General features: G+C 61.2%; 17 protein-coding genes. 9 read left to right on the top strand and 8 right to left on the bottom strand.

All coding sequences use genetic code 11. From position 1 onward, the window contains the following. The first annotated feature begins 77 nt into the window (after window positions 1-77). The 3 genes from CFE428DRAFT_RS18640 to CFE428DRAFT_RS18650 all read left to right on the top strand — a co-directional run bounded on the left by CFE428DRAFT_RS18640 (window position 78) and on the right by CFE428DRAFT_RS18650 (window position 3427). Window positions 78-1526, top strand: a complete 1449-nt coding sequence (locus tag CFE428DRAFT_RS18640; protein WP_006981171.1) for an enolase-like domain-containing protein — start codon at window positions 78-80, stop codon at window positions 1524-1526. A 337-nt stretch (window positions 1527-1863) separates the two neighbouring features. Next, the gene (locus CFE428DRAFT_RS18645; RefSeq protein ID WP_006981172.1) at window positions 1864-2337 is read left to right on the top strand and encodes a Fur family transcriptional regulator; all 474 of its coding nucleotides are present in this window, start codon (window positions 1864-1866) and stop codon (window positions 2335-2337) included. 4 nt (window positions 2338-2341) lie between these two features. Then, window positions 2342-3427 (top strand): serine hydrolase domain-containing protein, encoded by a 1086-nt coding sequence (locus CFE428DRAFT_RS18650; RefSeq protein ID WP_006981173.1) that lies wholly within the window; start codon window positions 2342-2344, stop codon window positions 3425-3427. A gap of 93 nt (window positions 3428-3520) precedes the next feature. On the opposite strand, the gene CFE428DRAFT_RS18655 is transcribed toward CFE428DRAFT_RS18650, so the two are convergent. The 3 genes from CFE428DRAFT_RS18655 to CFE428DRAFT_RS18665 are packed head-to-tail and all read right to left on the bottom strand — an operon-like array spanning window position 3521 to window position 7022. Next, window positions 3521-4540 carry a hypothetical protein gene (locus CFE428DRAFT_RS18655; RefSeq protein WP_006981174.1) on the bottom strand — a complete coding sequence of 340 codons (1020 nt, stop codon included), beginning with the start codon at window positions 4538-4540 and terminating at the stop codon, window positions 3521-3523. Beyond that, window positions 4537-5661: a hypothetical protein gene (locus tag CFE428DRAFT_RS18660; RefSeq protein ID WP_006981175.1), complete on the bottom strand. Its 1125-nt coding sequence runs from the start codon at window positions 5659-5661 to the stop codon at window positions 4537-4539. Before CFE428DRAFT_RS18660 ends, CFE428DRAFT_RS18655 begins: the two co-directional genes overlap by 4 nt. Then, window positions 5658-7022 (bottom strand): APC family permease, encoded by a 1365-nt coding sequence (locus tag CFE428DRAFT_RS18665; protein WP_006981176.1) that lies wholly within the window; start codon window positions 7020-7022, stop codon window positions 5658-5660. The genes CFE428DRAFT_RS18660 and CFE428DRAFT_RS18665 overlap by 4 nt, the downstream gene beginning before the upstream one ends. Window positions 7023-7252: 230 nt before the next feature. On the opposite strand from CFE428DRAFT_RS18665, the gene CFE428DRAFT_RS18670 reads away from it, so the two are divergent. Beyond that, window positions 7253-8485 (top strand): hypothetical protein, encoded by a 1233-nt coding sequence (locus CFE428DRAFT_RS18670; protein WP_006981177.1) that lies wholly within the window; start codon window positions 7253-7255, stop codon window positions 8483-8485. Between the two features lie 153 nt (window positions 8486-8638). Here CFE428DRAFT_RS18670 and CFE428DRAFT_RS18675 read toward each other — a convergent pair whose 3' ends face one another. Both CFE428DRAFT_RS18675 and CFE428DRAFT_RS18680 read right to left on the bottom strand, forming a co-directional pair. After that, window positions 8639-9019, bottom strand: coding sequence for a rhodanese-like domain-containing protein (locus CFE428DRAFT_RS18675; protein ID WP_006981178.1), 381 nt, complete (start codon window positions 9017-9019; stop codon window positions 8639-8641). A gap of 201 nt (window positions 9020-9220) precedes the next feature. Then, the gene (locus CFE428DRAFT_RS18680; RefSeq protein WP_006981179.1) at window positions 9221-9808 is read right to left on the bottom strand and encodes a 3-keto-disaccharide hydrolase; all 588 of its coding nucleotides are present in this window, start codon (window positions 9806-9808) and stop codon (window positions 9221-9223) included. A 193-nt stretch (window positions 9809-10001) separates the two neighbouring features. Between CFE428DRAFT_RS18680 and CFE428DRAFT_RS18685 the strand changes: the two genes are divergently transcribed. The 5 genes from CFE428DRAFT_RS18685 to CFE428DRAFT_RS18705 all read left to right on the top strand — a co-directional run bounded on the left by CFE428DRAFT_RS18685 (window position 10002) and on the right by CFE428DRAFT_RS18705 (window position 13782). Beyond that, window positions 10002-11006 carry a cobalamin-independent methionine synthase II family protein gene (locus tag CFE428DRAFT_RS18685; protein WP_006981180.1) on the top strand — a complete coding sequence of 335 codons (1005 nt, stop codon included), beginning with the start codon at window positions 10002-10004 and terminating at the stop codon, window positions 11004-11006. 39 nt (window positions 11007-11045) lie between these two features. Beyond that, window positions 11046-11492, top strand: a complete 447-nt coding sequence (locus CFE428DRAFT_RS18690; RefSeq protein WP_006981181.1) for a GNAT family N-acetyltransferase — start codon at window positions 11046-11048, stop codon at window positions 11490-11492. Between the two features lie 140 nt (window positions 11493-11632). Next, window positions 11633-12103 carry a CYTH domain-containing protein gene (locus CFE428DRAFT_RS18695; RefSeq protein WP_006981182.1) on the top strand — a complete coding sequence of 157 codons (471 nt, stop codon included), beginning with the start codon at window positions 11633-11635 and terminating at the stop codon, window positions 12101-12103. Window positions 12104-12631: 528 nt separating this feature from the next. Next, complete coding sequence (locus CFE428DRAFT_RS18700; RefSeq protein ID WP_006981183.1) at window positions 12632-12823, top strand: hypothetical protein; 192 nt, start codon at window positions 12632-12634, stop codon at window positions 12821-12823. After that, window positions 12820-13782, top strand: coding sequence for an EamA family transporter (locus CFE428DRAFT_RS18705; protein WP_006981184.1), 963 nt, complete (start codon window positions 12820-12822; stop codon window positions 13780-13782). Before CFE428DRAFT_RS18700 ends, CFE428DRAFT_RS18705 begins: the two co-directional genes overlap by 4 nt. A 554-nt stretch (window positions 13783-14336) precedes the next feature. Here the strand turns inward: CFE428DRAFT_RS18705 and CFE428DRAFT_RS18710 are convergent. The 3 genes from CFE428DRAFT_RS18710 to CFE428DRAFT_RS18720 are packed head-to-tail and all read right to left on the bottom strand — an operon-like array spanning window position 14337 to window position 18555. Next, window positions 14337-15578, bottom strand: coding sequence for a serine hydrolase domain-containing protein (locus tag CFE428DRAFT_RS18710; RefSeq protein ID WP_157447571.1), 1242 nt, complete (start codon window positions 15576-15578; stop codon window positions 14337-14339). Beyond that, a complete protein-coding gene (locus CFE428DRAFT_RS33985; RefSeq protein WP_006981186.1) occupies window positions 15575-17656 on the bottom strand; it encodes a PQQ-dependent sugar dehydrogenase in 2082 nt (693 codons plus the stop codon). The genes CFE428DRAFT_RS18710 and CFE428DRAFT_RS33985 overlap by 4 nt, the downstream gene beginning before the upstream one ends. Continuing rightward, the gene (locus CFE428DRAFT_RS18720; protein ID WP_006981187.1) at window positions 17653-18555 is read right to left on the bottom strand and encodes a hypothetical protein; all 903 of its coding nucleotides are present in this window, start codon (window positions 18553-18555) and stop codon (window positions 17653-17655) included. The genes CFE428DRAFT_RS33985 and CFE428DRAFT_RS18720 overlap by 4 nt, the downstream gene beginning before the upstream one ends. Window positions 18556-18583: the final 28 nt, after the last annotated feature.

An 18583-nucleotide genomic window follows, 5' to 3' on the forward strand; every position in this document is an offset into this window, starting at 1 on the left:
CTTTTGTGGGCACCGGCGGTGAATGAAATCAGGGATCGCGCAGGAGCGCGTCCCTCCGTTTGGGGCATGCTTAGCGCATGAAAATCGCCGTCCGCGAATTTGGGTTCTTCATCCGCAATCTCTCGCTGCGGGTGCCGTTTCGCTATGGCATCGCGACGATGACTCGGACACCGCATTTCGTGGTGCGGTTGCTCGTGGAGATCGATGGCGTCCGCCAGCACGGATTCGCGGCGGATAACCTGCCGCCGAAGTGGTTCACCAAGAATCCGGAGGCGGAATATCGCGATGAGATCGCCGACATGATCGCGGTCACACGGCATGCCGCTGAGACGGCGTGCGCCCTGCCGCCGGCGGACAGCGTCTTCACCCTTTGGCGGCGAGTGAGCGAGGCGCAGGACGCGTGGGCCCACGTGAAGCAAATCCCGCCGCTGCTTTCCAACTTCGGCGTTTCGCTCATCGAACGGGCGGTGATCGATGCCTTCTGCCGCGCCACGCACACGCCATTTGCCCGGGCGGTGCGAGAGAACGCACTTGCCATCGATCTCTCCGCCATCCATCCGGAATTGAACGGGTTGGCGCCGGCGGACCTGCTGCCATCCACGCCGGAGCGCTCGGTGATCCTGCGCCACACCGTGGGCATGGCCGATCCACTCGTCGATGGCGAAGAGCACGATCATCCCAACGACGGCCTGCCGCTCTCGCTGGAGGCATTTATCCGCGAGCACGGGCTCACGCATTTCAAAATCAAACTCGGTGGGGACATCGAACGCGACCGCGAGCGATTGCTCCGTCTCGCGAAGGTGATCGAGAAACACACGGCGGATTATCGTTTTACGCTCGATGGGAATGAGAACTACCGCGCGGTCGAACCGTTCCGAGAACTGTGGGAAGGCTTCCGCACGGATCCGGCGATTGCCCACTTTTTGCAGCACCTCATCTTCGTGGAGCAGCCGTTTCACCGGGCTGTCGCGCTCGAGGAATCGACCACTGCCGAGTTGCTCAAATGGACGGATCGTCCGCCGATCATTATCGACGAATCGGATGCGGATTGCGGGGCATTGCCCAAGGCGCTGGCGGGAGGATACGCCGGAACGAGCCACAAAAACTGCAAGGGTGTCATCCACGGGATCGCGAATGCCTGCCTCATTGCGCACCGACGCAGCACGCAGCCATCCGCTTCGTTGCACATCAGCGGCGAGGATTTGACCAACCTCGGCCCCGTGGCGTTGTTGCAGGATCTGGCGGTGGCGGCAACCCTCGGCATCTCGCACGTCGAGCGCAACGGGCATCATTACTTTGCCGGACTCAGCCAGTTTCCGGAGAGTGTGCAGCGCGAGACACTCGCGAAGCATGGCGACCTCTACACATCTCATACTCGCGGCTATCCCATCGTCGCGGTGCGCAGCGGTAAGGTCGATATCGGCAGCCTGCTGGACGCGCCTTTCGGCGTCGCTTTCGAGCCGGACCTGAGCGAATTCACCCCGGTCGCAGACTGGCGATACGAGTCTCTGGAATCGTTTGGGTGAGCCGTATGGAATGGAGCGCGAGCGGCCCCAAAAAAAGCGGTCATTCTGAGCGGAGCGGGGAAGCATGGGCGGAGTCGAAGAACCTCTGACTTCTGCGGGTTTTTGCGCGGAGCGTAGGCCCGCTCTGCTATAGAAAGCGCCTTAATGGGCGGGTGGCCACGCGCAAGGTGGGGAAGCTCCGCACGAAAACCCGTAGAGATCAGAGGTCCTTCACTCCGCCCATGCTTCCCCGCTCCACTCAGGATGACAGGCCTTTTTTGGGGGCGCTTCGCGCCTTCCCTCCCGCCGCTCTATCCCCGGGTTGAATATTTGCAGACGTAGGTTAATAAAATGCCGGATGCCGCACCACCGAGCCAATGCCGATGCCCAGTTGGAAGCCGCGCTGGATTTGCTGCGCGCAAATCATCAGCGCGTCACCGAGCCGCGCAAGGCGATCCTCGGCATTCTCTCCCGCGAGCACGGTCCCTTCACCGCGGAGGAATTGCACAAGCGCATGAAGAAGGACACGTGTGACCTGGTGACCATTTACCGCAGCCTGGCGGTGATGGAGGAGAGTGGCGCGGTGCGTCGATGCGACTTCGGCGATGCCGCCTATCGCTACGAGATCAATACTGGCGATCACCATCACCATCACATCGTGTGCCGTTCCTGCCACGAAGCGAAGACGCTGGACATGTGCGTGGCAGATGGACTGGAGCGCATGGCGCGCCAGCTCGGCTACACGAAAGTGACGCATCTGCTCGAAGTCTTCGGGGTCTGCCCGCAGTGCCAGGAAAACGCCAATAAACAACCACGACCGCACAAAAATTGACCCCATGAAAATCCCTTCGCCCTCGAAAGCAACGCCGCTCCTTTCCCGTCGCGCTGTGTTGAGGGCCGGTGGATTGGCGGCGATCGGAACGCTGCTGGGATACCCGCGTTCGTTGCAGGCGGCGGCTGGTGTCGATCTCGATGGCTTGAAAGCCGCGGCCCAGTATTCGGCGGCGCATGCGGGGCTGTCGTTCCTGGTGATGAAGGCGGGGCGCGTGATCTACGAGAACTATCCGAATGGCCATGGCGCGAACGAGGCGCACAAGATTTATAGCGGCACGAAAGGGTTCTGGATTTTGGCCGCGCTGAGAGCGGAGGAAGAGGGGATCATCGATCTCGACGATCACGTGGCGAACACGCTCCCGGAGTGGAACGTTGACGGGGGCAAATCGCGGGTGACACTGCGGCAATTGCTGAGCTTCTCCAGTGGGCTCGATGCGGCGAACAACCTGCACGGCGAAGGATTCGAAAATCGCGATGCGATCGCGATTCACACGCCGCTGGTCGCGCAGCCAGGTTCGGCTTTCATTTACGGTCCCGCGCCGCTGCAGGTTTTTCACGAAGTCTTGAAGCGCAAGCTGGCCGGCCGCGGCGAGACCCCCACCCAGTATCTGGAGCACAAGGTCTTGCGTCCGCTCGGGCTTGGACCGCAGCGCTATCTCGCGGACCGGGAGGGAAACCCACTGCTGGCCACGGGATTCATGCTGAGCGCGCGGCAATGGGCGCGGATGGGGCAGCTCATTCTCAATGGCGGCAGCCCAATCGTGTCGCCGCATTCGCTGGCCCTCTGCTTCCGCGGCTCTGCGGCCAATTGCGCCTTCGGCATGGGATTCTGGAACAATGTCGAAGCCGGCGATTCCGCCGGGCGCGAGCTCGATGTCGAGGACATGCTCGAGCCGAAGTGGTATCGGCAGAACTGGCGCAATGTCTGCATCTGCCACGCCGCGCCTTCCGATATGGTGGCGGCGATCGGCTCGGGATATCAGCGCCTGTTTGTGTTTCCGTCGATGCAGTTGATCATCGTGCGCCAGGGACAGTTTGGGCACTTCTCCGACGGGGAGTTTCTGCGGCTGGCGTTGGGGCGGAGCTGAGGAAGAGAAGGATGAAGGATGAAGTAGCCGCCAGCGGCCGCGCATTCCTATCGTCCAACAAATCGCGTAGCGCAGTTTACTTCATCCTTCTCTTCATTTCGGCGTCGCTTCGATCAGCACGCCTTTGGGAATCTGCCAGGCGTAGCCGAAGGCAAAACCAAGCTCGCCGGTCCGGGAATGCTGGAAGGCGGCGGCGAGGTCGGGCTGAAAGTATTTCGCGAAGAGAGGAATCGTGTCGGTATAGGCGCCGTAGAGCCGCACGTTCCAGCGGCGCTGCTCGAAGTCGCGGAACGGAATGCCGGAGTCGTCCTGGATAATGAGCGTGCTATTGGCGAAGAGGAAATTGCGGATGGTGGAGAAGCCATCGCTGTGCATGAGATAGCTCGCCGACTTGAGCAGACTGACGCCGGGGCCGCGCCGCTTGCAGAAGGCGAGGAAGGCGCCGTTGCCGCCGCCGTTGGAGAGGTCGGTCTTGAAGTAATAGAGGGACTGCTTCCTGCCCGACGGGCTGCGAAAATCGATCTCCACGCTCGGTCCGCTGAAGTTGACGGCATTGATCGAGCAGCCGGCTTTTTCGAGGAAGACGAAGAGCAGGGGAAGCGTGCCGCCAATGGAGCCGCGAGTGAGGTCCACGCGCATATCCTTGGTGATGAAATAGTGCGTCGTCAGCATGGTATCGAGGGCCTGACGCAAGTTGTTGAGATCGCCGGCGACGTTGCCCGGATCCATCTTCGTGATGTCGGGCACGGAGCCGACCGGTTCGGTGCCGCAGAGAATGTAGGTCGACGCGTTTGGGAAGAAGGTGCGGGCGTAGAGGGAGTCCGGTCCGCTGAACATGTAGTAGACCGTGCCCGAGGCGCCGGCGATTTCCGGATGCCCGCTCGCCCAAGCCCGCACGTGCTCGAGTTGTCGCTGATCCATCTTCGCCCATTTCCGGTCGAGCTCGCCGGAGTAGGTCATCCACCACGATTGCTTCTCCAATGCTGCCAGTGTCGGGTCTCCTGCCGGCAGGCCGGCGATGAATTTTGCGAGGTCGTCGACGGAGGGCTGGCTGTGGGCCGAAAGCGTGCCGACGAGGAGTGCCAGAACAGTGAGCAGCAGGACCGGTTTCATTGGGAAGGCGTGGTGGCGGGCTTGGTGTTGCCTGAAGAATCGCCGCTCTGCCCCCGGGCGGTTGCGAGAATCAGAGAGGATTGGCTGGCGTGCCAAGTGTAGCCGAAACCAAAGGGCAGGGCCGGCGGATGGCTGGCCCTGTAGACGGCCGCGAGGTCCGGCTGGGGATATTGTTTGAAGAGCGGAATCGGCGCGCTGTAGCTGCCGAAGTAGCGCAGCACCCATTTCTCCTTGTTGAAATCCTTGAGCGGAATGCCCGAGTCGTCCTGCACGATGGTGCTGCAGTGATTGAGCAGGAAATCGCGCGCGGTAGTGAAATTTCCCGAATGCGGAAGATACGACGCGGCCTTGAGGAGCGCATGCCCCGTCCCCAGGCTCTCGCAGAATTTGACGTAACCCGGCTGGGACTTGATGCCTTCATTCGAAAGGTCGGTCTCGAAATAATAGGCGGTCTGCTGCGCGCCGCCCGGTCCGAAGAAGGTGATCTTCACGCCGGGGGTATTGGCCTTGCTGGTCGAGACGTTGCCAGCTTTGTCGAGCCACACGAGTTCCACCGTGTCGAGCTTGCACCCGGCGCGCTCGAGGAAGACGTAGAGGATCGGCAAGGTGCCGCTGAGTTGCGTCTGCCGCAGGTCGGTCTTCATGTCCTTGGTGATGAAGAAGGAGAAGCTGAGGACGGAGTTGAGCGACTTGCGCATGTTGGCCAGTCCCGACGCGAGGGCGCCGGGCGGCAAATGCTGGACATCGGGGATGGTGCCGACGGGCTCGAGGCCGGCGAGGACGTAGGTCGAGGCGTTGGGGAAAAAGGCGTGGGCGTAGAGGATGTCCGGCCCGCTGAACATGTAGAAGACCGGCGCTTTGTCGGCCGTGGCGTCGGCGAGGAATTCGGCACTCCACGCCTGAATCCTGGCGAGTTGGCGCGTCTCGAGGGCCTTCCACGCTTTGTCGAATTCGGTGGCATGATCCATCCACGCCTGGCTGTGGCTGACCCCTTCCAGAGGGGTATCGCGCACGGGCAGGCCGGCGAGAAAGCGCGCGGTGACATCGGGCGGAATGGCGTCCTCCGCGAAGACGGAAGCGGCGAGAGCAGCGGAAAGAAAGAGGGCCAGATAGGGCTTCATGAAGCGGGAGGGGCTGGAGACGGAGTGGGGTTCTTCGGAGAAAGATAATACACGACAAGGCCGAGAGCGATGGTGACCAGGCCGAGGAGAGAAGGATCGCGGGTGTCCTTGTCGGCCAGCATGTGCCAGAGCATCCATGCGCTGATGGCGAGAAAGACAATGGGGGTAAGGGGGTAGCCCCACGTGCGATAGGGCCGGGGCAAATCGGGCTGGCGAATGCGCAGGACGATGACCCCGGCGACGGCGAGGGCCGAGCTCAGGGTAAGGGCGAATTGCACGTACTTGATGACGTCATCAAACGTGGCCGTGACGATGAGCACGATGGCGATCGCCGCTTGGGTGAGGATGGCGTTGATCGGGAGATTGCGGGCGCTCTTGCGGCCCAGCCAGCGGAAGGCGCGCAAATCTTCGCCCATGGCCATGGTCACGCGCGGGCCGATCCACATCATCGAACTCACCGTGGAGACGAGTCCGATGCAGATGAACAGCGCCATGAGATAGCCGCCGGTGTGGCCGAAGATATGCGAACCGGCGATGAGCGCGACTTGCGGTTGGCCTTTCATTTCGTCGAGCGGAGTCGTGCGGAGGAAGGCGGCATTCACCGGGAGATACAGCGCCATGACGATGATTGTGCCGAGGCCGACCGAGAGCGGGATGGTGCGTGCAGGGTTGCGCACTTCGCCGACGATGTAGGTCGAAGCATTCCAGCCCGAATAGGCGTACATGACCCAGAAGAGATTGACGGCGAAAGCAGGGCTGAGGATCAGTGCGGTGTCGCCCGTGGCGGGCAGAAAGGAGATCGGCTGGGTTTTTTCCACCCAGAATCCAGCGGCGATGATGACGACGACGAGGCCGACTTTGAGGAGCGTCGACGCATTTTGAAAGACGCTGCCCAGGCGGACGTCGCGCAAGAGGAAGAGCGTGACCAGGACGACGATCAGGAGCGCGAGGTAAGTCGCCGGCGACAAGGTGTGGCCGTGGAGCAGGGAGATTGCCGGCAGATGGCCAGCGGGGCCGGATTGCGGGTCCGCGAGATAACGGCCAAAGGCGATGGCCGCCGCGGCAACCGGTGCGGCGAAGCCCACCGTGGCCGAGACCCAGCCGGCGAGAAAGCCGACCGCAGGGTGGTAGATCGTACCGAGGAAATGGTATTCGCCCCCGGAGCGCGGCAGCGCGGCACCGAGCTCGGCGTAGGCGACCGCGCCACACAGCGCGCAAATGCCGCCGACCAACCACAGGGCCATAAGGGAGAACCCGGTCGGCAGGCTGCCCACCTGAAAGCCGAGGCTCGTGAAGATGGCGGTGCCCACCATGTTGGCAATGACGATGCAGGTGGCGGTGAGGAGCGAAATGGATTTCACCGCTGAAGGAGAGGCGCCCGAATTCACAGAAAGTGCGGAAGGACTAGGGAAAGGACAAGCAGAAGTCAAATAGTGTAAATGACCAAACGCGAGCCGGAGGAAAGTCCTTACATTTTTATAGGATATTTTAACGAGGAAAGGGTTTCCGCGGATTTACTGAGAGGCCGGCAACTTTCCCAGCGGGTGCTTGTTTTCCCATTGGCCAGCGACATAGTGGCCCGCCCCCCAAAATGCTCTGCCGATTGCTCGTCATCTCCGCCCTTTTGCTCGGCGCCGCCGTCGTTTCGGCGAAAGATCCGACGTTTGATCAGCCGCCGCACAACTACTGGCAACGGCCGCTGCAGGATCGGTTTACGCATTTGAAGGAGGATGTGGAGGCGGGCCGTGTGGTGCTGGATGGGGGCGGAGAGAAATCGTTCCTGCTCAGCTTGTTGCATGCATTGGATGTGCCGGCGACTTCACAGATGCTGGTCTTCTCCACGACCAGCCTGCAATTGCGGCTCATCACTCCGGCCAATCCACGCGCCTTGTTTTTCAATGAGGACGTGTATGTCGGCTACATCCCGGGCGGGCGGATCGAGATCGTGTCGATCGACCCGGCGCTGGGTGGGATCTACTACATCTTCGATATTCCGCGAGGGACGCAGCCGATTCACGCCGAGCGGTCGAATCGCTGCATGAATTGCCATGCGGCCGAGGATACCGGCTTCGTGCCGGGACTGGTCATCAAGTCGGTCATCCCCGGTATTCGCGGAGGCAGTCTCGATTCATTCCGACACGAAGAGACCGGGCACGGGGTGCCGTTCAAGGAGCGCTTTGGCGGCTGGTATCTCACCGGTGCGAAAAATTTTGAGCCGAACCTGGGAAATACCGTTGGCCAGTTTTCCGGGGAAGAGTTGACGCGGTATCCGATCGAGCCGGGGACGCGATTTGATTACGCCCGCTATCCCATGGCGAACAGCGATGTGCTGCCGCAGTTGTTGCACGAGCATCAGATCGGCTTTGTGAACCGTGCGGTGGCGGCGACCTATCATACGCGGACGCAGCTGGCCAAAGGGGCGCTCGATGACGTCGCGGTTACCGAACTCGATACGCGGGCGCGGGAATTCACCCGCTATCTGCTCTTCGCGGATGAGGTGCCGCTACCGGCTGGCGGCGTGGTGGGTGAGCCGTCCTACAAGGCGGATTTCCTGCGGACCCGGCGGGCCGATGCGCAAGGCGCCTCGCTCAAGGATTTCGACCTGCAGACCCGGCTGTTCCGCAACCGTTGCAGCTACATGATCTACAGCGTGGCCTTTTCCGGGTTGCCGCCGGAGTTCAAGCAGCGCGTGTATCGGCGGATCGGTCAGGCGCTGGATGTGCAGCATCCCGACCCGGAGTACGCGTATCTACCGACAGCGGAAAAGCAGACCATCCACCGAATCCTCCGCGCGACGCTCACCGATCTGCCGGCGAGTTGGTAGGCGCGGTGCTTGGAGGGTAGGCGCTCCGTCGCCGCCCAAATTTTCAGTGAGAGTGGGCGCTGACAGAGAAGCGCCCCCCAGTGAGCAATGCCCGCACAAAAAAAGCGCCTCCCGCTCATCGCGGGAGGCGCTCGGAATTGGCAGGATCGAGGATTACTTCTCGAGCGGAGCGTGCGCGTCCTTCCAGCCGGAGATGCCGGCGGAGAGGTGCTTGACGTTCGTGTAGCCGAGCTCGGAGGCCGCCTTGGCCGCCGCAGCATAGGCGCCGCAGGTCGGGCCGCCGCAGTAGGCGACGACGAGCGCGCTCTTGTCGGTCGGCAGCTTGGCCGCGAGTTCGCTCTTCACGGACTGGAAGTCGATGGCGCCGGGGATGTGGCCTTCCTTGTAGGAATCGGAGCCGTTGACATCAATGACGGTCACTTGCTTGTGGACGATGGCGGACTTGAGTTCATTGATGCTGATGTCGGGATACTCGCCGGCGTGGAGAGCGACGGCGCCGAAGACAACGGCGAGGAGGGTGAGGAATTTCTTCATTAGGTGGATGGGTTTGATTCAGGTTTGGCCCGCCTCCACCGCCAGATGACGGTGAAGCGCCTCATGAGAATCTTCACCGCCCGGATGCAAGGGCCCCGGAAGGCGAAGAAGCCCACGAAGTTTACGGACGTTGGAACGCTAAGGATGATCCAAAGTTTCGCAACTTCTTAGTGGGAGTAGGACAGGAATAGGGAGCGTTTCTCAGTTTCCAGACGATATTTCCTTGATGCGGATGTGCCGGTATTCCATCTGGTCCCGGTCGGCCTCCAGCCCGATGGGCCCGGTGGGCGGGAGCTTGAAGGCCTCTTCCAGCACCTCGCCATTGCAGGTGCAGCGGGCCACGTTGTCCTTCACCACCACTTCGATCTCGTTCCACTCCTGGGGCTTGTATTTCGTGAGGTTTTTGTAGGGGCCAGCCACGAGGTAATCGCGGCACTGGAGCTGCGGTTTGCGCAGGAAAATGCCGCTATCGGCATTCACCGCAGCTCTGAACTCGATCCGCAGGATGAAATCCTTCGGGAATTCCTGGACCGTCCAGAGCTGGCGCAGGCGCGGCCCTTTGGCCGGATCGTGCGGATGGACGATGAAGATACCGTCCTTCACCGAGTAACGTCCATCGGTCGCCTCTGTCTTCCCCTCGAGAATGTTTGCCGGCTCATCCTGGTAATGCCAGCCGGTGAGGTCCTTGCCATTGAAGAGGCTCACAAACCCAGCCTCGGGCTTCCAATCGTCGGCGAATAGGGCAAGAGGGAAGAGAAGGAGAGCGAGGAGAGGGGGGAGAAGTTTCATGGGTGGGGAGTGTTGGAAGTGGGAGGGCGAAAGGCAAGGTTTCTGGTTTAAGGTTTCTAGTTTTCCCCCACGGCCCTGTCGGCTCTGGTTTCTTTGCAGAACTGACCTGGCAGTGGAAAACCAGAAACCAGAAACCCAAGCCCGCTCGCAGTTCTTCCTTCCGCCCTCATCCTTCATCCTTCATCCTTTCCCTATGAGCGCCCCCCGCATCCGGACCACGACTGTTGGCTCATATCCCTTGCCCGAATGGCTCGCCGCGCTGCCCAGTGAACAAGCCCGCGTCGATGCCACCCGGGTGATCTTCGGCATCCAGCATCAGGCTGGCATCGACCTGCCGACCGATGGTGAGCTCTATCGCTTCGACATCAATCATCCCGACACCAATGGGATGATCGATTACTTCATCCGACCGCTGGATGGCATCTCCTCGTCCGTCGGCGTCACCGCCTGGCGGCGCTTTTCCGGGACAGCCAATATGGGCTTCCGCCGCAAACCCGCCGGGGTGGTGAAAGGCCCGCTGGGAGAGGGCTCGCTGAATCTCTTCGCCGATTGCGCGATGGCGGCTTCGGTCGCGCCCGGTCCATTCAAGTTCACCGTCACCAGCCCCTACATGCTCGCGCGCACGTTGCTCGATGAGCATTACCATCACTTCGAGCGGCTCACTCTCGCGCTGGCCGATCTTCTTGCCGAACAGGTGCGCGAGTTGCCTTGCGCCTGCGTGCAGGTCGACGAGGCCAATGTCACCGGCAATCCCGAGGACGCCGATCTCGCGGCGGAGGCGATCAATCGCGTGCTGGAGGCCGTCCCCGCCGAGCGCGCGGTGCATTTCTGCTTCGGAAACTACGGCGGCCAGACGATCCAAAAGGGCGAGTGGAAAAAGCTCGCGGGTTTTCTCTCCAAGCTCCAGACCCACCATCTCGTGCTCGAAGTCGCTCACCGCCCGCCGGACGATCTCGAGGCGTTGCGGGATGTCGATCCGCGGATCAGCCTCGGCATCGGCGTCATCGATGTGAAAGTGAATCACATCGAGACTGCCGACGAAGTCGCCCGCCGCCTCGAAGCCGCGGAGAAAGCTCTTGGTGCCGGGCGCGTTGGCTGGGCCCACCCGGACTGCGGTTTCTGGATGCTCAAGCGCAGTGTCGCCGATCGCAAAATGGAGGCGCTGGTCAAAGGCCGCGATCTCTATCTCGCGCGGTAGAAAATTCGTCCCGAGGATCTCACCGCCGGGCATCATTTCGTGAGCGCCGATTGCTTCGCCACCTCCGATCTCCGCCTGGCCACCGCGGAGGATTTTGAGTTCAGCCACGAGCTGACGCGGAGCAACATGGAGGCTTACGTCGTGCGCCATTTCGGACCGTGGAGCCGCGAAATTTACACGACGAATTTTCACAAGGGGCGCAACTACATCCTGTGGTCGGGTGAGACCCGCGTGGGCTATGTCCGGTTGCTGCTGGAGCCGCCGATCCTTTTCCTCGATGACTTCCAGATCGCCGTCTCCCATCAAGGTCGAGGCTTGGGCTCCTCGGTCCTGCAACATCTCCACCAGATGCTGCCGCGGTGCGCCTGCCATGTCATGCGCTTGCGAGTCTATCACGAGAATCCCGCGCGCCGGCTTTACTTGCGCATGGGTTTTCGGGAAATTGAGCATCAGGAAGGGACCAGCATCCTGCAGCGTGATGGATAGCGTCGGGCGGTTGCCCGGTGCGTGATGAAAACCATTGCCCGATCACGTCTTCAAGGTGCCGCGAAGGAGCGCGCCTGACGTGAGAATGCCAGCGTGAAAGTAGATGGACTTTGCTCCGTTGAGTTGGAGACTCTCCGTCGATGCCGCGCGAAATCGAACGTAAGTTTCTGCTCAAGTCAGATGCGTGGCGTGGGCGTGTCACCGGCGTGACTTATCGCCAGGGCTATCTTTCCACGGTTCCGGAGCGAACCGTGCGAGTGCGCATTGCCGGGGACCATGCTTATCTCACCGTGAAGGGAATCACCACCCGTCATAGCCGCTCGGAGTTTGAATATCCCGTGCCGGTGGCCGACGCCGAACAAATGCTCGCGTTGTGCGAAGGCCCGCTCGTCGAGAAAGCCCGCTACGAAATCCCACACGCCGGAAAGACGTGGCAGGTCGACGAATACCACGGCGACAACCGCGGACTGATCCTCGCCGAAATCGAACTGACTTCCGAAGACGAAAAGTTCGAGCTCCCCGAATGGATCGGCGACGAGGTGTCCGGCGATGCGCGCTACTATAACTCCAACCTCGCCAGGAACCCTTTTGCCGCATGGGCGCACTCGTGACTCGGCGAAACGGGTGTGGTCGACAGAGAAGGATGAACCACGGATTACACAGATTTCACGGATAGAAGGCATCCGGCTCCTGCATTCTTCAATCCGCGAAATTCGTGATGGCATCCGTGGTCAACAATTCCCGCGAAACTACGGTGAACTAGTTCTACCGCGAATGGACGCGAATGAACGCTAATAAAGGCAGGAGCCTGCCTCTGCCATGCGCGTTCATTAGCGTCCATTCGCGGTGTCCCTTTCGCTTTTTTTGCCAAAAGCCAAGTCTTCATTTGACGGGAGAGGGGTGAGCCGTTATAAGTCGCCGCGTTCAATGAATCTTCTTTTTACCAGCTCCAAACGACAGCACCCGGGCATGCGCTCGGCGGCCGTCGTTTGGGCCGTCTGCGCGATTCTCCAGCGCGGTGGAAAAAGAAACTGAAGCGATTCCGAAACAACTTTTTTCCAAACCCACCGCTGGCCAACGGCGGTGGGCTTTTTGTTTCACCGCCTTTGGCTCGCACCAAACCAAACCAACCGAGCCATATGATCACTGAAACTACCATCCGCCTGCCGGAACCGCCCTTGCGGCGCGAAATGCCCGTGCCCGGTCCGGGCAATCGCGTCGGCCTGCTGACCCGCGCCTACCGCGACGCCGGCCTGTCGATCGAAGCCGCCCGCCGTTGCGCGCTGGCCGATTTTCGGGCCTGCTTTCCGCAGTATCTGGCGGTCGTATGAGCACGATGACCCCGTGCCGCGAACGTCCCACCTCCGCTCCGGAGACGGCGCCCGTTCACGCAGCGTCGCCCAAGACGTGGATGGTCATCGGCGCTTTTGCGGCCGTGTATCTCATCTGGGGTTCCACCTACCTCGGCATCCGTCTGGCGATCGAAACCATCCCGCCCTTTCTCATGGCGGGCGCGCGTTTCGTCGTCGCCGGCAGCGTGCTCTATACGATCATGCGCCGCACCGGCACGCCGCGTCCGCAGGCCATCCAGTGGCGCGATGCCGTGATCCTCGGCGCACTGCTCCTCCTGGTGGGCAATGGCGGTGTGAGTTGGGCGGAAAAGCGTGTGCCGACGAATATCACCGCGCTGACCGTGGCCGGCACACCGCTCTGGATGCTGCTGCTCGATTGGCTGCGCCCCGGTGGGAAGCGTCCGCACGGGCTCGTCTTCGCCGGGCTAGGATTGGGCTTTGTCGGTGTTGCGCTCATTGTTTCCAGTCGTGATGCGCAGGGCCATGGCATCATGGACCCGGCCGGCGCGGTGATGCTGATCTCCGCGTCCATTTGCTGGGCGGCGGGTTCCATCTTTTCGCGTCACGCAAAGCAGCCGTCCTCCGCTTTGCTGGCCATCTCCATGCAAATGATCGCGGGTGGTTTGCTCATGCTGCTGGCGGGATGCGTGCTCGGGGAAGCGCAACGTTTTCATTGGCACGATATCTCCAGGACCTCGGCGGAAGCCTTTGTTTATCTCACGATCTTTGGCTCGCTCGTGGGATTTACCTGCTACGTCTGGTTGCTGCGCGTGAGCACTCCGGCTCGTGTCTCGACTTATGCCTATGTGAACCCGCTCATCGCGGTAGTGATGGGGCGTGTCGTTCTCGGTGAACCCCTACCCGGCGGAGCGCTGCTCGCTGGCCTGTTCATCCTCGCCGCGGTCATTCTGATCACGGTGAAAGGACGCGCGAAGTAAAGCTGTGGCCAGCAAAGAGATTAAACGCAGAGGCCGCAGAGACGCAGAGAAAGATAGTGGCGTCTGCCGCCTGAGGTGCGCCACGCCGACAATCCATCGCGTAGCGATGTCATGCCTGTAGCCGTGGACTTTAGTCCACGGAACGCAGCCCTCGCGGTGCCGTCGCGGAGCGACGTTTGCCTCCATGCTGACTTCGAAGCACCAGTCGCCATCCGTGACTTCCTTGTCTTCCTCGAGCGCGTAAAGCCTACGCAAACCGCCTATCTCTCTTCGTCACCCAACCTCAACACTTCTCTGCGCCTCTGCAGTGCTAACCATGAAAATGTCCGCACGACGCGTAGAATTTTGGGCCCGCGAATCACGCAGATAACACGAATGAGGGCAGATCATTCGCGTCATTCGGGTGATTCGCGGGTCACTTTCCCTTCCCTGTCTCTTCGAAGGTTCGTGGCTCCCCTTTTGGTTGCGGCTTTGCCGCGCTGCGGCCTCTGCGTTTAAAAATACTTTGGTAGCGGCCTCCGCGTTTAATCTGGTCGTGTTTGGCTTGGTCGCGCTCAATCCAAGGAGCTGTAAAATAGGGCGTTGAATTTGGAGAAGAGCCCGTGCTGGTCGAAGGGCAGATGTTGCGTCAGGACGAGGGTGACGGTGTGCTCGTGGGGGTCGATGTCGCAGTGGGTCGTGGCGATGCCGTACCAGCCGAATTGCCCTACCGAGCCGGGAAGGTCGCCTTTGCTCATCGTGGTGCGCATCTCCACACCGAGGCCGTAGCCGTAAGCTTCACGGAATTCGTTGCAGGGTTTTGCCAGGCCTGCCAACTGATTGACCTGCATGGCTTCGACCATCTTGCGGCTGAGGATGCGGCGTCCATCCAGTTGGCCACCATTGAGGAGCATCTGCGCGAACCGCGCGTAATCTCCCGCGGTGGAAAAAAGACCGCGCCCGCCACTGGGAAACGGCGCATCCGGTGAGCCGCCGAGAATAGGATCGGTGCGGTGCAATTTGCCATCGGTCCCGGTCGTATAGAGCAAAGCCAGTCGCGCACGTTTCTCCGGCGGCACACGAAAGCTGGTGTCTTCCATATCGAGCGGCGCGAGAATGTGCTGTTGCACATAGACATCGAAGGGTTGGCCGGAGACGACTTCCACGACATAGCCGAGAATGTCCGAGCTGATGCCGTAGGTGAATTCCGTCCCCGGTTGATGCTTGAGCGGCAACGCGGCGGCGCGTTGCACGAAATCAGTGAGCGAAGTGGCCTCCCATAGTTTCTGGTGCTGGTAGAGTTCCTGCAGCGTTCCCTGGCTCAGAATGGCATAAGTATATCCAGAGGTATGGGAGAGCAGATGCCGGATCGTCACGGGTTGCTTCACTGGAACGAGCTCCGGTGCGTCGGCGGTTCCACCGGCCAGGACTTTCACCTGTTTCAGTTGAGGAAGGTAATTGCCGATTGGATCGTCGAGGCCGAGACGGCCATCCTCGATGAGCTGCAATACCGCTACCGCGGTGACCAGCTTCGTCATTGAATAGACGGCGAAGATGGAGTCTTTCTCCATCGGTAACTTTTTCTCGAGGTCACGGTAGCCATACGCCCGCCAATCCACTATCCGGCCATCGCGCGCGATGAGCGTCACCAAGCCGGCGTGTTTGCCTTCGTCCGTGAACGACTGCATCACGGCGTGCAACTGTTCGAGCCGCGCGGAAGAAAAGCCCGCTTCTTCCGGTTTTGCGACGGGAAGAGGTTCCGCGCCAAGGCGCAGCCCTTCGCAAAAGAGGATGACGAAAAGCAGGAGGCTCTTCATTTCGCAGAGGCGGACAGGGAACGAATCCATTCCTCGAGCACCGGGAGAATGCGCGCGGGTTCGTCGTTCACCGAAACGGGAGGCATGCGGAAGAAATCGGTGCGCTTGAGGCGCTGGAACAGCACGGATTTTTCCGGATGGCCCGGCACGATGACGCGTGCGCCGTGCAGGCCGAGGTCGCCTGCGGCCAATTCTCCATCAAGGAGTCTTTGCTCGGGAAGCGGAGTTACGAAGCGGGCGTCGAAATTGCCGCGCGATGGTCCGCCGGGGTGATGACAGGCGGCGCAATTGACGTCGAGATAAGAGCGGACGCGTATTTCCGGTGATGCGTGAGTATCGGCACTTGCCGAAAGACGGGGTGCAGCGGCGATTTCCGCCGGTCGGAGGCGCGGTGCGAACCAGCCATGATCGTTCCAGCTTTCGAGTTGGCCGTCGCGATTGATTTGCCGTTCGTTGACCGGCAGGAGGAATCCCGTGACGACGAGGTCGAGGTGGAGGTTTTCTTCGGCGCCAGGGGAAAACCAATGACGTTTGTTATCACCGGGCAGGGCGATGATTTCGCCTTCCTCGGCGAGCTTGGGATCCTGGGTGGTGTCGTTGGTCCAGCGATAGGCCGCCGCACGACAGGCGCGTGAACCGGTGAACCAAAGGACCTGCGTTTCGAGCGGGGCGCCGGTCTTCTCGACACAGTAGTGCTGGATCAGGGTTGCCCCATTGGGAAACTCAAAATCACCATCGGGCGTGATGCCCAGGTGTCCACCTTCGGGCAGGCGAATCCAACGTCGCGTGACGATCCCCGGCTGATCGGGCGGCACGTTGATGGTGAATTCCGTGAAACCCTCGCGAGGGGTGATGGTGGGAAGCGACGTGAAGACGTCCGCTGCCGCCAGGGTCTTCGGCAGCGGGGGGCGCGCCGCGACTTCGGGTGAGAGGCCGGTGTAGCGGATGCGCACGAGCGAGCCGGAATCGGGCTGCCAGCTTTTGTTGTCCCGCCAGATGGTGCCGCGATTGAGGACGAGAAGGGAACCGTCCGGCGCGATGTCCACGGCAACCGGTGCATTGAAACCGCGCGCGAAGGTCATCACATTCGCCGGCGCATCAGGGTCGAGGGCCTTCACCCAATGCGCCGCCCAGTCGGCGAAGAAAAATTTGCCGCGCCATTTCTCCGGGAAGAAATGGCTCTTGGCATCCGGCTTGGGAGCGCGCGGGTAAAATGCGGCGCCGACGATGCTGCGACCGATGACCGGTGGGTAGGTGTAGAGCGGATTCCGAAACGCCGGGTTGGCCGACATCCCTTCCGCCTGCGGCCAGCCGTAGTTGGCGCCCTTGAGGATTTCATCGACCTCTTCCCAGGAGGATTCGCCGACGTCGGTGACGAAGCACCGGCCGGTTTCCGGCTGAAACGCGAGACCGAACGGATTGCGAATGCCGTAGGCCCAGATGGCGCGGTACTTGCCGCTCGTCTGATTGTAAAAAGGATTATCCTCGGGGATCGAGCCATCGGGGTTCAGCCGGAGAATCTTGCCCTGCAAGGTGTCCAGCCGTTGTGACGGATCGCGCGCGGTCTGTTCGCCGAGTCCGATGTAGAGTTTTCCATCAGGCCCGAAGCGCACCGGCCCGCCTTGATGGCCGGCGGGTTGATGGCCGCCGAGTTTTGACTGGTCGTCGCCTTCGAACAGAACGACTTCGCTCGCCGGGTCGACCGCGTCGCCGTTCATGGTGAATCGCGAAAGCACGTGATGCACGAAGGGGCGATCGGTGACGTAGAGGACGAAGAGCTGCGGCGTGTGTGGAAAATCGGGATGCAGGGTGACGCCGATCAGTCCGCGCTCCCAGTAGTCCGTGACGTGCAAAGTGAGCGCCGGTTGATCGAGCACGTGCCCGTCTTTCCACAGGAGCAGTTTGCCCGTTTGATCGGCGATGAAGATGCGGCCGTCGGGCAGCGGCGTCATCGCGGTGGCTGCGTTGAGATGAGTCGCGAGGACTTCCTCGGTGAATCCCGCGGGTAATTCGGCGGCCTGCCCCAGCAATGGGAATCCACCGCAAATGGCCGCGATGAGAAATCGGAGTGTTCTCACTGCTTTTGGGCGGCGCCGATTAGCTTGACCATCGCGTCGATGGATTTCTCGGTCGTGTCCGGTAGGACGGCGACGGTGAGTTTCGCCGGCAGCCCGGTCAGCGCGGGAAAATGTTGTTTCGGATCCTGCCAGTCGCGCCGGCCGAAGCCGAAGACTGTCATTTGGTTGAGCGCGCCATCCTTGTCGGGCTTGTAGGGCCACGAGACATAACTATCCACCGGGCTGCCGGTTTGATGATTGAACATGAGCAGCCCATGGGGCGTTTCCTTGGCGCCGAAGACCACCCATGGCACGACTTCCTTCCACGGCTCGGTGAGCGGGGTCCGTCGTCCTCCAGGGCGGATGACGAAGTCCTCCGCCGCATCGAGCGCTCCGCCCGGTGTCCCTTCGTAGAGGAACCAATATTGATCGCCGGGAATTTTCAGCAGGGTGAAGGTCGCGTGATCGGGAAAGAAATCCCATTCACCGATCGCGTCGTGCTGCGCAGTCTCGCAGTGAATCCGAGCATGCGCTGGCTCGTACAGGGTCACCGCGGAGGTGAACCAGTTGTCATTCGTGTATTGGCCGAAGCCGTAGCCACAGTGAAAGTATTTCACCGGCTGCCCGCACTTCGGCAGCCCGCGATATTCGCCGAGGGCTTGTCCGCCGTGGTGGTGCGAGATCCAGTCGCATCCCTTGGGATCGAGAATGCCGGCGAAACCCGCGCCACGCTTGCCGAAGAGATAGGTCGCATTCGGCGTTTCGATTTTGAAGCACTCCATGTCGTCGAACAAGGTGGTGTCCGAGACCCGCACCGGCGCGGCATCCTCCGCGCGCAGAGCGCTGGCAAAAAAGAAGACGGAAAGCAGGAGCACACCGCGGCGCGCAGCGTGCCGGAAAGCCGGGGGGAGAAAGTTCATGAAGGCCGGAACCTTACACCTCCGACGA

The organism is Chthoniobacter flavus Ellin428, assembly GCF_000173075.1.
GTDB lineage: Bacteria > Verrucomicrobiota > Verrucomicrobiia > Chthoniobacterales > Chthoniobacteraceae > Chthoniobacter > Chthoniobacter flavus.